This window comes from Amycolatopsis sp. NPDC026612 (assembly GCF_040638285.1).
Classification (GTDB): domain Bacteria; phylum Actinomycetota; class Actinomycetes; order Mycobacteriales; family Pseudonocardiaceae; genus Amycolatopsis.
This window is the reverse complement of the sequence record NZ_JBEZYB010000024.1, coordinates 13,072-26,847: the sequence shown is the minus strand read 5'-3', so window position 1 is coordinate 26,847 and position 13,776 is coordinate 13,072. Positions and strand designations below refer to the sequence as shown.

General features: G+C 71.7%; 8 protein-coding genes. 1 reads left to right on the top strand and 7 read right to left on the bottom strand.

Annotation, left to right across the window (positions count from 1 at the left end; all coding sequences use genetic code 11):
• The first annotated feature begins 54 nt into the window (after positions 1-54).
• Entirely contained in the window at positions 55-1,092 is a 1,038-nt protein-coding gene (locus AB0F15_RS22440) for a LacI family DNA-binding transcriptional regulator (protein WP_360273367.1), read from the top strand.
• Positions 1,093-1,102: 10 nt separating this feature from the next.
• Here AB0F15_RS22440 and AB0F15_RS22435 read toward each other — a convergent pair whose 3' ends face one another.
• From AB0F15_RS22435 to AB0F15_RS22405, 7 genes are all read right to left on the bottom strand, one after another.
• Positions 1,103-2,119 (bottom strand): LacI family DNA-binding transcriptional regulator, encoded by a 1,017-nt coding sequence (locus AB0F15_RS22435; RefSeq protein WP_360273541.1) that lies wholly within the window; start codon positions 2,117-2,119, stop codon positions 1,103-1,105.
• A 75-nt stretch (positions 2,120-2,194) separates the two neighbouring features.
• Positions 2,195-4,747, bottom strand: a complete 2,553-nt coding sequence (locus AB0F15_RS22430; protein ID WP_360273365.1) for a glycoside hydrolase family 3 C-terminal domain-containing protein — start codon at positions 4,745-4,747, stop codon at positions 2,195-2,197.
• 43 nt (positions 4,748-4,790) lie between these two features.
• Entirely contained in the window at positions 4,791-6,398 is a 1,608-nt protein-coding gene (locus AB0F15_RS22425) for a carboxylesterase family protein (protein ID WP_360273362.1), read from the bottom strand.
• Between the two features lie 25 nt (positions 6,399-6,423).
• Entirely contained in the window at positions 6,424-9,138 is a 2,715-nt protein-coding gene (locus tag AB0F15_RS22420; protein ID WP_360273359.1) for a family 78 glycoside hydrolase catalytic domain, read from the bottom strand.
• A gap of 788 nt (positions 9,139-9,926) precedes the next feature.
• Positions 9,927-10,475 carry a DUF4142 domain-containing protein gene (locus tag AB0F15_RS22415; protein ID WP_360273357.1) on the bottom strand — a complete coding sequence of 183 codons (549 nt, stop codon included), beginning with the start codon at positions 10,473-10,475 and terminating at the stop codon, positions 9,927-9,929.
• Positions 10,476-10,638: 163 nt separating this feature from the next.
• Positions 10,639-11,706, bottom strand: coding sequence for an alpha/beta hydrolase family protein (locus AB0F15_RS22410; RefSeq protein WP_360273354.1), 1,068 nt, complete (start codon positions 11,704-11,706; stop codon positions 10,639-10,641).
• A gap of 315 nt (positions 11,707-12,021) precedes the next feature.
• Positions 12,022-13,650, bottom strand: a complete 1,629-nt coding sequence (locus AB0F15_RS22405) for an AMP-binding protein (protein WP_360273351.1) — start codon at positions 13,648-13,650, stop codon at positions 12,022-12,024.
• Positions 13,651-13,776 lie beyond the last annotated feature (126 nt).

Sequence of the window (13,776 nt, the reverse complement as noted above, 5' to 3'; positions counted from 1 at the left end):
GGACACGTCAAGGTGCCCGTTGCTCTGGCGAGTCGGGCAGGTAACGTTTCCCATATGGACAGAGCAGCGGGGCCCGATCCGCAACGACGGGTGACGATCGTCGACGTGGCGCGCCACGCCGGAGTCTCGACGACGGCGGCGTCGAAGGTGCTGCGCAACGCCTACGGCGCCAGCCCCGCGATGCGCGCGAAGGTCCAGCAGGCGATCGAGGAGCTCGGCTACCGCCCCTACGCGGCGGCCAGGGGTCTGCGCGGCCAGACCTACACCATCGGCGTGCTGCTGCCGGACATCCGCAACCCGTTCTTCCCGGACATCATCGACGGCATCACCGACGCGCTCCGCGACACCGACTACCACGTCCTGCTCGGCCCGAGCTGCGACAACGAGAAGGACGAAGCCAAGATCACCGACGCGATGGTCGACCGTGGCATGGACGGCATCGTCCTGATCGCCCCTGTCATGTCACCGCGGCGGCTCGAGCGCCTCGCCAAGACCATCCCGGCCGTCGTGGTCGGGCGGCACAGCCGTTCGGCTCACTTCGACACGGTGACCGACGACGACGTGGCCGGCGCGGCACTCGTCGTCGACCACCTCGCCGACCTCGGGCACCGCCGCATCGCCCACATCGAGCACCACGAGACCGACCCCGTCCACCTCGCCGAAATGCCCAACGCCGTCCGCGCCGACGGCTACCGGAAAGCCATGCGCGCCCGGGGGTTGGCGGTCGACATCGCTTCGACTTCCTACACCCAGGAGGGTGGCTACCTGGGCGCCCGTCAGCTCCTGGCCCGTCCCCAGCGGCCGACGGCCATCTTCGCCGGCGCCGACATCGTCGCCATGGGCGTGCTGACGGCGCTGTCGGAAGCGGGTTTGTCCGTCCCCGGGGACATCTCCCTGGCCGGCTACGACAACACCAGCTTCGCCGCCCTCGGCCCCATCTCCCTCACCAGCGTGGACCAGGCCGGGCACCACATCGGTGCCCACGCCGCCCGGCTCCTGCAGGAGCGCATCGGTGACCGGTCCCGGCCGGCGGCTCAGGTGAAGCTCTCGCCGGCGCTGGTGCCCCGGCGCACCACCGCTCCCCCGCCCTGACCGAACCCGGTCAGGCGGTCGAAGCCCGTACCACCAGCTCGGGAGAGAACTCGATCTGCGGCCGGGGCAGGGAGACGCCGTTCACGCCACCGGCCGAGCCGAGCGCGTCGATTTCGGCGAAGAGCAGGTCGGCCACCGCGGTGCCCAGCTCCGCGTGGGGCGTGCGGACGGTGGTGAGCGGCACGATCGTGGACCGGGCGAACTCGATGTCGTCGTAGCCGACCACGGCGATGTCGGCCGGCACGCTGACGACCTTCGAAGACACGAACGCCTGGACGACGCCGATGGCCAGCAGGTCGTTCGCGCAGAACAACGCGTCGGGACGCTCGGCCGGTGTTCGCCGGGCGATGGCGTCCGCGCAGGCGATGCCGGCCTCGACCGAGCGCTCGGGCACGGGGATGACTTCCAGGGTGACGCCGGGGGCCGAACGCACCGCCGACAGCGCGCCGTTGAGCCGGTCGGCCACCTGCTTCAGCTCGAGCGAGGAGGAGACGAACCCGATGCGCCTGCGGCCCCGCTCGATGAGGTGGGCCCCCGCCAGCTCGCCGCCCGCGACGTGGTCGATGGACACGGACGCCTGCGCGGGCGACTCGGCGTGCCGGGCGCTGAGCACGCTCGCGATGCCGAACGAGCGCATCCGCGCCAGCTCGGTCTCCACGTTGCCGACCGGAGCGATGATGACCCCGCTGACCAGCTGCTTGGCGAACAGCTGCAGGTAGCTGCGCTCCCGCTGCTCGGACCCGGTGTCGTTGGCCATCAGCATGTACCTGCCCTCGGCCGCCACGCGCCGCTCGATCGCTTCGGCGATCTCCGGCGTGGTGGCGGCCGCGAGTTCGAAGGCGATGTAGCCGATCACCGGGCTGACGCCGGTCCGGAGGGTGCGGGCGGCGTCGTTCGGCACGAAACCGAGGGCGTCGACCGCCTGCTGGATCCGCTCCCTCGTCGCTTCGGACAGCTTCCGCGGCTTGTGGAAGTAGTTCGACACCGAAGCGGGCGAAACCCGGGCCAGCTCGGCGACGTCGCGAATCGTGACCCTGTTCAGCCGACCGTTCCTCTCCCGCGCTCCCCGGACCGCCCATCTTAGTGCAGGCGAAAGCCCGGTTCAGGGCAGCGTGATACGCCCTCTCAGCGGAAGGTCGGCCGACGAAGTCCCGGCCCCGACGGTGTAGTTGCCCGGCACCACTGTCCATCCCGTACCGGAGTTCGACCAGACCGCGAGCTCGTCCACCGGCACGTCCAAGGCCACCGAGATGGTCTGGCCCGGCTGGAGAGTGACTTTCGAGAACGCCTTGAGCTGCTGGGCCGGCTCCTGCGCCGCGTCGGGAGCCGCGACGTAGAGCTGGACGACCTCCGAGCCGGTCCTTCGCCCGGTGTTGGTGATCGTCACCTGGGCGCGGAGACCGCCCGGCGTCCGGGACAACCGCAGGCCGCCGAGCCGGAAGGTCGTGTACGACAACCCGAACCCGAACGGGAACAGCGGCTTCTCACCGGAGGCCTGGTACCAGCGGTACCCCACCGCCAATCCCTCGTCGTAGAAGACGTGGACCCCGTCGCCCGGGAACTCGACGCCGGTTTTGGCCGGCCCTTGCCGGTCGGACGCCGGGAACGTCTCGGGCAGGCGGCCGCCCGGTTCCGCGTCGCCGAACAGCAGCGCGGCGACCGCGTTCCCCTGCTCCTGCCCCGCGTACCAGTTGGCGATGACCCCCTTGACGCTCCCGAGCCACGGCATCAGCACCGCGCCGGAAGTGTTCAGCACGACCACCGTCCGGGGGTTCGCCGCCGCGACGGCCGCGACGAGTTCGTTCTGGTCGGCAGGCAAGGCGAGCGTCGAGCGGTCCATGCCCTCGCTGGTGACGTCGGCGAGGACCACGACGGCCACGTCCGCCGCGCGCGCGGCCGCGGCAGCCTCCTGGTGCAGCCGGTCGTACCCGGCCTGGGAGCCGAGCACCAGCGACGTGCGTGGCGTGCGCCCGCCGGTCGGCGCCGCCGAGACGTAGGTGACCTCGATGGCGTGGTCGCCCGCGGTCAGCGCCGCGAACGCGTTCCGCACGGACTCCCGGCCCGGCACGTACGTGAGCACCTCCTTGCCGTCGATGCGCACCGTGGCCTGCCCACCGGCGGTGAGGCTGAACCGGTACCGCGCCGCGGTATCGGCGTGGAAGGTGCCGGTGTACCGGGCCGACCAGCCGTCCGTCTGGCTCGCGACCGGCGCGGGGGCGGCGGTGACGTTCAAGTTCGGGACCGTCTCGGTGCCGAGCGGCTCACCGGTCAAATCCGTCGACGCGTAGTACGTCGCCGTCAGTCCGGCACCGAACGCGGACGCGGGGACGACCGGCAACGCGGCGATCCCGAGCGTCCCCCGCGCGTACGTCACCGGGATCGAGCCCGCGCGAGCGCGGATCCCGGCCAGCGGCGTCACGACGGGGCCGTTCGAAGAGACGCTGCCGGAGCCGCCGCCGTGGGTCTGGGCGCCCGCGTCGGCGGCGTCGCCGATCACCGCGATGCTGCGCGGCCGCGCCAAGGGCAGGACGCCGTCGTTCTTCAGCAGCACACTGCCTTCGACGCCGATGCGCCGCGCCAGGTCGAGGTGCGCCGGGGTGGAGACCACGGTGCCGACCACCGTGGCCGGATCGGGCAGCGGGTGGTCGAACAGCCCGACGCGGAGCATCGGCGTCAGGACCTGGGTGACCATGGTGTCGAGCTGAGCTTCGCTGACGCTGCCGTTCTGCACGGCCGCCTTGAGCGGGTCGCCGAGGTAGGTGCCGCCGGGCATCTCGGTGTCCGAGCCCGCCTTGGCGGTCTGGACGGTGCTGTGGGTGCCGCCCCAGTCCGACATGACCCAGCCGTCGTAACCCCACGCGTCGCGCAGCGTGTCCTGCACGGTGACCCGGTTCTCGTGGGCCCACGTCCCGTTGACCTTGTTGTAGGACGTCATGACGGCGCCGGCCCGGCCCTCCCGCACCGCGGCCCGGAACCCCGGGTAGTAGATCTCGTGCAGGGCCCGCTCCGAGACGACCACGTCGATCGAGTTCCGCAGGATCTCCTGGTTGTTGGCCACGAAGTGCTTCACCGTCGAGATGACGTGGTTGGCCTGGATGCCGCGGATCGTCGCGGCGGCCAGCCGGCCGTTCAGGAACGGATCTTCGGTGTAGGTCTCGAACGAGCGGCCCCAGTGCGGCAGCCGGAGGATGTTGATGCAGGGCGCCAGTGCGACGTTGTGACCCTTGGCCGCCTGCTCGGCGCCGTAGGCCCGGCCGTATTCCTCCGCGGTACCCGGGTCCCAGGTGGCGGCCAGGGCCTTGGAGTCCGGCCACTGGGTGACGCCGACGGATCCGTTGCCGACACCGCTGGGCCCGTCGGCGAGCCGCAGCGCCGGGATGCCGAGCCGGGTGTTGGCGGGGATGTGGCCGGTGAAGCCCTGCGTGGCGGGAATGCCGTGGCAGTAGGCGATCTTTTCGTCGAGGGTCATCCGGGCGACCAGCTGACGGGCCCGCTTCACCGCCGCCTGGGACTCGGCGGAAGCGGCGGGTGCCGCGTGGAGCGAGCCGCCCGGCGGCGCGGCCTCCGCCGGCCCGCCGGGGGCCACGGCCACGACGCCGGCCGCGACCACGCCCGCTCCCGAGAACTTCAGCATCGACCGGCGGGTGACATCCATCTTGACACTCCTTTGTGCTGGATGGGGTCGGAGAAGCCGCGTCTCAGGCGTGGTTCTGCCAGAACAACCTTTCGGCCTTGTCGGGATCGTCGACGATCTTGCAGTCGGCGTCGAGCCACATCGTGGAGCGGTTCTTCGGCGTGTAGGCCGGCCACGCCGGCACGCCTGGCGCGGTGGGACGACCATGGTGGGCGAAGCCCGCCCACAGTGCGCTCATGTGCCGCGCGGTCGCCTGCTGTCCCGGCAGACCGTTCCCCGTGTTGGCGAACTTGAGGGGGATGTCCGACGCGTGCGGCGAGCCGAGGGGAAAATCGGTGCCGGGCACCAAGGTCGGGTTCTTGTAGGCGAGCTGGTACATGAACACCGGTGCCGCGTGCTGCGCCGCTTTGGCCTCCGCGATCTTGATCGAGTCACGCCAGATCGGCGAGGTCGTGATCGCGAAGTAGAGCTGCGCCGCCGTCGCGCCGGGCCGGGACCGGTGGAAGGTGTCGATGACCCGGTCCAGCTCGGCGCCCTGGTACGTGGTACTCAGTTCCCGGCGGAGGCCGGCCTCGTCGATGCGGAAGATGTCGGGCGGCCCGAAGAGGCTGAAGAACACCATTTCGTCGCGGCAGGTGCCGCACATCAGTGGCTTGCCGGCCGAGAACGGTGCCACGCCGTCGGCGAAGGGGTGCCGGGGAATGACGCGGCCGTCGACGAAGGCGCCGAAGCCGGGGAGCGGGTCGGGGTCGCCCCAGGGTGCGACGCCGTTGGCGGCTTCGGACTGCTGGATCTCCAGCAGCCTTCCGGCCGGGATTTCGTGCAGCTCGGGGATGTCGGCCGTGCTCATCCCCAGTAGGTCCAGCGTGCGCCTGGCCCGGGCGGTGGCGCCGTCGCGGGTGGGGAAGCGCAACGGCGCGGCGCTCTCGATGGAGGCCTTGTGGAACAGGGGCGCGGCCGCCGGCATGGTGTGGACGGCCGCGGTCTTGGCGCCGCCACCGCTCTCGCCCCACACCATGATGTTGTCGGGATCGCCCCCGAAGTTCTCGATGTTCTCCCTGGTCCAGCGCAGCGCGGCGAGGATGTCCAGCATCCCCTGGTTGGCGGCGTAACCGTCGCCGGCGAGGTCACCGAGGAACAGGTAGCCGAGCAAGCCGAGCCGGTGGTTGGACTCGACCACCACCACGTCGTACAGCTGCGCGAGGTGGGTGCCGTCCTGGACCGTGGCGGAGCCGGAGCCGATCATGTAGCCGCCGCCGTGGTTGTAGAACATCACCGGCCGCCGCTTGCGGTCCGCGGCGGGGGTCCAGATGTTGAGGTAGAGGCAGTCCTCGGAGGGGGCCGGCATCCGGCCGTTGCCGTTCGGGCCCATCTCGTTGCCGGCCGCCTGGAAGCTCGGGTTGGGAAAGCTCACCGCGTCGCGCACACCGTGCCAGGGCTTGAGCGGCTTCGGGGCCTTGAACCGAAGGTCGCCGAGCGGCGGCGTGGCGTAGGGCACGCCGAGGAACTTCACGATGCCGTCCTCGCGTTTCCCGCGCACCTTGCCGTACCGGGTCGCCGCTTCGGCTGTTCTCGCCGCGCCGAGCGCCAGTGCCGGCGACGGCAGGCACAGCCCGGCGACGACGGAGAGCGAGCCGCCGATCATCGCTCTGCGCGAAACTCCTGAGCCCATCAACGGGCCTCCTTCTCGAGGGTGATCAGATCGAAGTCGTGAAGGTGTGCTTGCCGGAGCCGACGGTCTGCGTGGCCGGGCTGCCGGGAAGGTGCACGGTCGCCGTGGCGCCGGGCGGCACGGTGACTTCCAGCCGGAACCGGTGCGCGGACTTCGTCCAGCTGCTGCTGACAGTGCCGAGCGGGGTCCGGTAGCTGCCGGAGACGCGCGCCAGGTCGCCGACGGGGGCCGGGGCGATCGTCAGGGTGCGGTACCCGACCGAGCCGGGCGCCTGCTGGATGCCGGCCACCCCGCGGACGAACCAGGCGTCGACCTCGCCGAGGAAGTGGTGGTTCTGCGAGCCGCTGCCGTCGAGACTCTCGGACAGCGTCGTGTGCCCGCTCGCGATGAGATAGCCATAACCCGGCGACGTCGGGTTGACGACCATGTCGTAGATGACGTCGTCACGGTGCCCGGCCTGCAGCGCCCGGAAGAGCGGCGCCAGCGCGACCGAACCGGTGGTGATGTGGTTGCCCGCCTTGCGCACCGAGGCGACGAGCCGGTCGAGCACCGCGCCACGGTCGGCCGGGGCGACGAGTCCGGCGTCGAGGGCCATGGCGTTGGACGCTTCGCTGTCGCTGCCGTAGTAGACGCCGGTCGCGTCGACGTGGCGGAACCGCGCCGTGAACTCCGACGCGAGCTGCGTGGCCAACGCGCTGTACTTGGCGAGATCGGCCGCCTTGCCGAGAACCTTCGCGATGTCGGCCATGGTGCTCGCGGCCGTGTGGTAGCCGGCGGTGATCGCCAGCTGCATCGGCGTCGTGTTGTCCGTCGCGGACCAGTCACCGAGCCCGGGGACGTCCCCGTTATTGGCGGCCTTGTTCGCGGCCTCGTAGTCCAGCCACGCGACCATGTTGTCGTAGTAGGTCGCCATCGTCCGGTTGTCGCCGTAGGTCAGGTAGAGCTGCCACGGGATGCGGATGATCGCGCCACCCCAGTTGACCTCGTCGAGGAACTCGATGGTGCCCTGCGGGTACTGCAGCTTGACCGGGGCGACGCGGTGGAACTCCGGCGCGATGTTCGCGATCAGGCCCGGGGATTCGTCACCGGGCTTCCGCTGCGCGGTGGCCATGTTGCGGACGAGCTGGGGCTGGAAGGCCGACATGTCGTAGTCGGTGAGCAGCGCGTCGATGTTGTGCAGGTTGTCGCCGGTGTAGGGCCCCTTCTCCCGGTCCGGGCAGTCGGTCAGGACCGACGTCATGTTGCTCTCGATCGACCGCTCGGTGATGGCGTGGATCTGGTTGAGCAGAGCGCTGGACGAAGTGAAGTCGCTTGCGCTCGGGTTCGCCACGTGGACGACCTCCATGGTCACGGTGTCCTTCGCGGGTGCGGTGCGCAGTCCGCTCACCTGCAGGTAGCGGAACCCGCTGTAGGTGAACTGCGGGTGCCACTTCTCGAGCCCGTGCCCGGCCAGGGTGTAGCGGTACGCGATCTGGTTGCCGGGTTTCGCGCCGGTGCTGCTGGTGTCCAGCGTGCCGTCCGCGGCGAGCTTCTCGGCGGGGATCATGGTGACGGTGTCCCCGGCGCGGCCGGCGACCGAGACGCTGGGCCAGCCGGACCGGTTGGCGCCGAAGTCGAGGAGGTACGAGCCATCGGCGAGCCGGCGGATTTCGCTGGGCCGCACGGTTTCCGCGACGGTGATCGGCGGACGCGGATCGGCGCGCAACGGTGTCGTGTCGCGAGGCGTGGTGGTCTGCGACAGCCGCACGATGCCCGCTTGCTGCCATCCCGCGCCGGTCAAGGTCGACGTCGGCGCCTGGCTTTCGCGGCGCGCGTCGTACTCCTCGCCGCTCCACCACGACGAGAACGTGGTGGGCCCGAGTGCGGTGCGCCAGGTGCCGTCGCTGGAGACGATCTCCCGGCGGCCATCCTGGTAGGTGATTTCGAGCTGGGCGATGACCTTCGGTTCGCCGTAGACGGTGTACTGCTCGAGGCCGCCGCCGAAGAAGTACCGGCCGGGGGTCTTCACCCGCTGGTAGGTGCCGCTGCCGGTCTGCAGGCCGATCGTGTTGGCACCGGGTCGCAGCGCCCAGGTGAGGTCGTAGGTGCGGTAATCGACCTCGGCGGCGTAGGTGGTTTGGCCGGGTTCGAGCACGGCGTCGCCGACCGGACGGCCGTTGAGCGTGGCCGCGTACATGCCGAGACCGGTCGTGTAGAGCCGCGCCTGCTTGACCGGCCCGCGCACGGGGAACGCCTTGCCGAACACCGGCAGCGGCGTCTCCTTGCCGTCGGGCCGGGTGTAGTCGTACGCCGGGTTCTCGATCCAGCGTGCCGACCAGTCGGCCGCGGACAGCAGTCCCATTTCCCAGCTCGACGGCGCGCTCCACGGCGAGACCCGCCCGGTGGTGTCCCAGGTCCGGACCTGCCACCGGACGTGCTCGCGGGCGTGCAGCGACGGGCCGCCGTAGGCGATGTTCGAGGTGCCGGCCGAGCGGACCTTCCCGCTGTCCCAGAGGTCACGCGGCCGGGACGGGGTGTCGAGCGTCGCGCGGATCTCGTAGGCGGCCTGCCCCTGCGCCGGCGGGAGCCAGCTGAGCAGCGGCCGGGCCGCGTCGATCCCGGTCGGGTCGACGAGATTTTCGGTCCGCAGGGCGGTCGGCTGCCCGGTGCGGCCACCGCCGGGTGCGGCGGCGGCCGCCGGCCCGGACGCGGCGAGCAGCACCGCGGTCAAGAGGGTGAGCAGGGGGCGCCTGCGGTTCATCGGCTGTCCTTCCGGGACGGCGGGGCTACGCGCGGTTCACGATCCGGACCGGTCCCCCGATGCCGGTCGGTTTGTCCTGCGTCTCGGGCCGGGACGCCGTATCCGCCGGTGTCGCCGCACTCCGCTTAAAACGATTCACTTTCAAGGCGGGCCTGGGCGAGGAAGTCGGGCGTCTGCGCGCAAGCACGTCCGGCACGGGTTCGGCCACCACGAACGGAATGTCGATCTACCCCAGGGAAAGGCGGGCCGGCCATCGAACGGCGGCGCGACTCCTCGACACGCCGAGGGTCGCCGGAACCGGATCCTGTCGCGTCATCGCGCCCTCCGGGGTGATTAAAAGGTTTCAACGTTCGCGCAGTGACGCTACTATCCACCACAAAGGCAAGTCAACGCCGCGCGGCGATCCGGTGGTAAAACGTTTTTCCCCCGGCCCGGCTCCGGCTCCCGCTCGAGGGGTTCGGCACCTCGGCGGTGTGACGGGCGCGGTCCGGGGTGAGGCACTGAGGCAGCACCGGGCCGCGGACCCGGGCCATCGGCACCCCGGCCCGCAGCCCACTGGATTTCGCCGACCGCGACCACGTCGGCGCGATCGGCATCGGCGGCTCCGGCGGCTTCGTCCTGTCCGCAGCGCAGGCCAACCGCCGCCGTCGTCCTGTACGACGTCGGCCGGCTCACCGAGCGCGGCGTCCTGGACTCACTCACCGAAGCCGACCGCAACGCCGCCTGGACACGGTGGCCCAGCAGCGGTACGCCGACTTCGAAGGCGGCGTCCCGGCCCGAAAATTCGCTCACGTGGCGGCGCAGGCCTCGATCGCTGCCAACGTCTCGTCCAGGTGGTGCCGCAGGACCGGCTCCGAGCGGGCGGCCAGTGCCTTCACCGCGGACGACCACCCGTACCGCGTTTCCCACTCGCCCAGTGCGGTGGCCCGCAGGTGCGCGGCGACCTGGTCGCGCAGCCAGGCCGTGTCGAAGTCCCGGCCGGACCGCGCCGCCAGGTCGGCGATCTGCGTGAGCTGGTCGTTGTCGGGCACCGAGTACAGCATCACTCCCGTCCCGGTCGCGACGGCGATCAGGTCGGCGTCGAGGGCCGTGTGGTGCTCGGCGAACCGGGGTCCCAGCTCCCGCACGCGGGCACAGCCGCCCCGCTCCGCCAGGGTGCCGGTGACGATCTCGTAGAGGTTGTTCTGGTGCGTCCGGTTCAGGTACTCGCGGTCCTGTGCGGACACGTCGGCCTGAGCAGGACGCGCCGCCGGAGCCGGTGCGGCGGCCGCGGCCGGTGCGGCGGCCAGCAGGGCACCCAGCACCGCGGCGGCGAACAACGTGGACCGTGCTTTCATGGCGTTCTCCCTCGGTCGGAGTTCGGGGAACCTCGGGATCGATCGTCGTGGAACGGTTGCGTCGCGGGCAATCCGTGCCCCGAACGGGCGCGTCCGATCCGCGCTCACCCCGGGAATCCTCCGGCCGGCGCGGGACGCCGGCCGGAGGACGGGGGAAGAGCCGCTATCCGCCCACGCGCAGCGGCTGCGTCAACAGGGGGTACGACGCGTGGAAAGAACGCTGCCACCACGGCCAGTTGTGCGTGCCGGGACCGTAGAAGTCGGTCGTGACGTTCGCGCCGACCTCCCGCAGCCGCCGCGCGAACGCCGTGTTCATCTCGGCGCACAGCGGCTCGATGAACAGGTCCGGCGGGGTGCCCGGCGGGTCCAGCACCCCGGGTGTCCCGTTGCCGCACGCGAGGTACAGCGGAATGCCGGTCAGGTTACGGGCCAGGTCGTACGGGTTGTGCGCGGCCCAGACGTCCGCGTTGAGGTTGGGGTCGCCCCACAGCGCGGTCGGGTCGTAGCCGTCCTTCACCAGCACGCCCTGGATCAGGCTGGTGCCGCGGGCGCTCTGGTACGTCGTGTGCACCACACCGCTGTAGGCCGCGGCCGCGGTGAACATCCCCGGATGCCGTCCCGCGTAGGCCATCGCACCCAGCCCGCCCATCGACAGGCCGGCGATCGAACGGACGGTCCCGGCGCCGTAACCCCGCTCCAGGATCTGGCGCAGCTCGGTCAGGTGGAAGGTCTCCCAGCGGGGCGCACCGCCGGCCCCGCGGTTGAACCAGTCCGAATAGAAACCGTCCCGGCCGCCGGAAGGCATCACCACCAGCATCTCCGCACCCCGGGTGAAGGCTTCGATGTCGGTCGAGCGCGTCCACGACGTGTAGTCGTCACCGGCCCCGTGGAGCAGGTACAGGACCGGCCACGTGGCCGCCGTACCGGGTGTCCAGCCCGCCGGGTGCAGCAGCCGCACCATCGCCGTGGTGCCCAGGGCCGGGGAATCGACGGTCAGGTCGAGCATCGTGGGATCGAGCCGGTGTTCGGCGATCACCCGTGCGCCGCTGTCGGCCACCGCCCGCGGCGCCACCGCGGCGCCCGCCGTGCGCGGCATCGCAACGGCGAGCGCGGACAACCCCGCGGCGGCACCGAGAACGAATTTCCGCCGGGACACCCGCGAGGACACGGGTCCCCGTTCGAGTGCCGCCGCGTGGGGCTGGAACTGCCGGTCTTCGACGGGCCTGGGCATCGTTGCCTCCAGGGTGGGTGGGAGGGGGAACCTGGCGTCCCCGGGCTTGCTCGGCCGCGCCGGTGCGACCGGCCCGGGGACGCCAGGCGCAGGAGAGCAGACCGCTCTCCCGGCCCGCGCCGGGCGGGGGCCGGCGCGGGAGTCGGGGTCCCGGCCGCTCAGGGCGTCCGGGACCGGCCCGCGCGCCGGGAAACCGCGCGTGGGCAGGAAAGCTCACCCGGGAGCCGGTCAGGGCCACCCGGGGTTCGCCGGTGCTCGGTACTTGCCACGCCTCGCGCCGGGCTACGGCCGCCTTCACGAGGTGACGCGCGAAGACTATCGGGAAGGGCGTTCGGCGTAGCGGAGCGCCGACCGCTGGAGCTTGCCGCTCGGTGTCTTCGGCAGCTCCGGGACGAAGTGGACGATCCGCGGGTAGGCGTGCGCGGCGAAGCGGGTCTTCACCAGGGCCTGCAGTTCCTCGGCCAGCTCCGGGCCCGCAGCCCGCCCGGGACGCACGACGACGTGCGCCGCGACCACTTCGCCCCGCAGCTCGTCCGGGACGCCGACGACCGCGGCCTCCGCGACGGCGGGATGGCCCAGCAGCACCGATTCCACTTCGGACGGTCCGATCCGGTAGCCCGCCATCAGGATGATGTCGTCGTCCCGGGCGGTGAAGTGGAAGTTGCCGTCGGCGTCGCGCGCGGCCGTGTCGCCGGTGAGGTACCAGCGCCGGTCCGCGGTGAACCGTTCGGCCGTGCGCCCGGGCGCGCTGCGGTAGCCGGTGAACCACATCAGCGGGCTGGCGGCCACGTCGACCGCGAGCTGCCCGCGTTCCCCGGTGGCGGCGGGCTCGGCCGACGCCGGCCGCAGCGCCTCCAGCCGCCAGCCCGGCAGCGCCCGGCCCATCGACCCGGGCCGCCGCTCGGTGCGCAGGTCCGGGTGCCAGGCGTTGGCGACCGCCATGCCCAGTTCCGTCTGCCCGTAGTGGTCCAGGACCGGGACACCGAGCACCCCTTCCGCCCAGTCGCTCACCTCGGGCGGCATGGGCTCCCCCGCCGACGAACAGTGCCGCAGCGCCAGGTCCGGTGGCACCAGGTGCTCCGCGGCCCGCAGCGCGCGGTACACCGTCGGACCGGCGGTGAAGTTGGTGACGCGGAAGGCGGCCAGCACGGCGCAGGTCCGTTCGGCGGAGAATCCACTGTGGAGCAGCAGGCTGCGCCGGCCAAGACCGAGCGGGCCGAGGATCGCGTGGTAGAGACCGTACGCCCAGCCGGGGTCGGCCGCGTTCCAGAACACGTCGGACTCCTGGTGGTCGAGCCCGAACTCCTGGTAGACGAGCATCGACGACACCGCCCACAGGGGGACGCGGACGCCCTTCGGTGCCCCGGTCGTCCCCGAGGTGAAGAGCTCGACGAGCGCCGCGTCACCGCCCATCGCCACCGGGACCGGCTGCGGCGGCGCCTCCAGCAGGCGCTCGAAGCAGTGGTCACCGGGGTGCTCCGCGGTGGCGCCGGTGGTGATCACGGTCAGCCGCCACGCCGCCGGGATGTCGTCGTGCGGGCCGAGCTTCGCGCGTTGCGCGGGTTCGGTGACGACGATCCGCGCACCGCTGCCGCCGAGGCGGGTCGCGATGGCCGGCGGCGCCAGCGCGGTGAACAGGGGCACGTGGACGGCGCCGATCCGCCAGATCGCGAGCACGGTCACGACCAGCTCGGCGGACTTGCCGAGCAGCGTCGCGACGCGGTCGCCCGGGCCGGCGCCGAGTTCGCCCAGTGCCGTGGCCAGCCGCGCGGACCGGGTCCGCAGTTCGCCGAAAGTCCAGTCACGCCAGGAAAGGTCCGGCTCGACGACGGTGAACGCCACGGCGTCCGCGGGGTGCCGGTCGCACAGCAGTTCCGCGGCGCAGGCCTGCGGCCGGTCGAAGAGCGCAAGCAGGTCTTCGACTCGGCGGGCGGTGCTCGTCAACGGTGCCTCCAGGAGCTACGCGATACCGCCGCAGTGCCGTACCGTGGACCAAATGTCCCATCGGGACGGGGACCCAGCTACCCCCGGGTGAGGGGTGCGGGATCCGTTCGTGACCTTTGCGAGGAG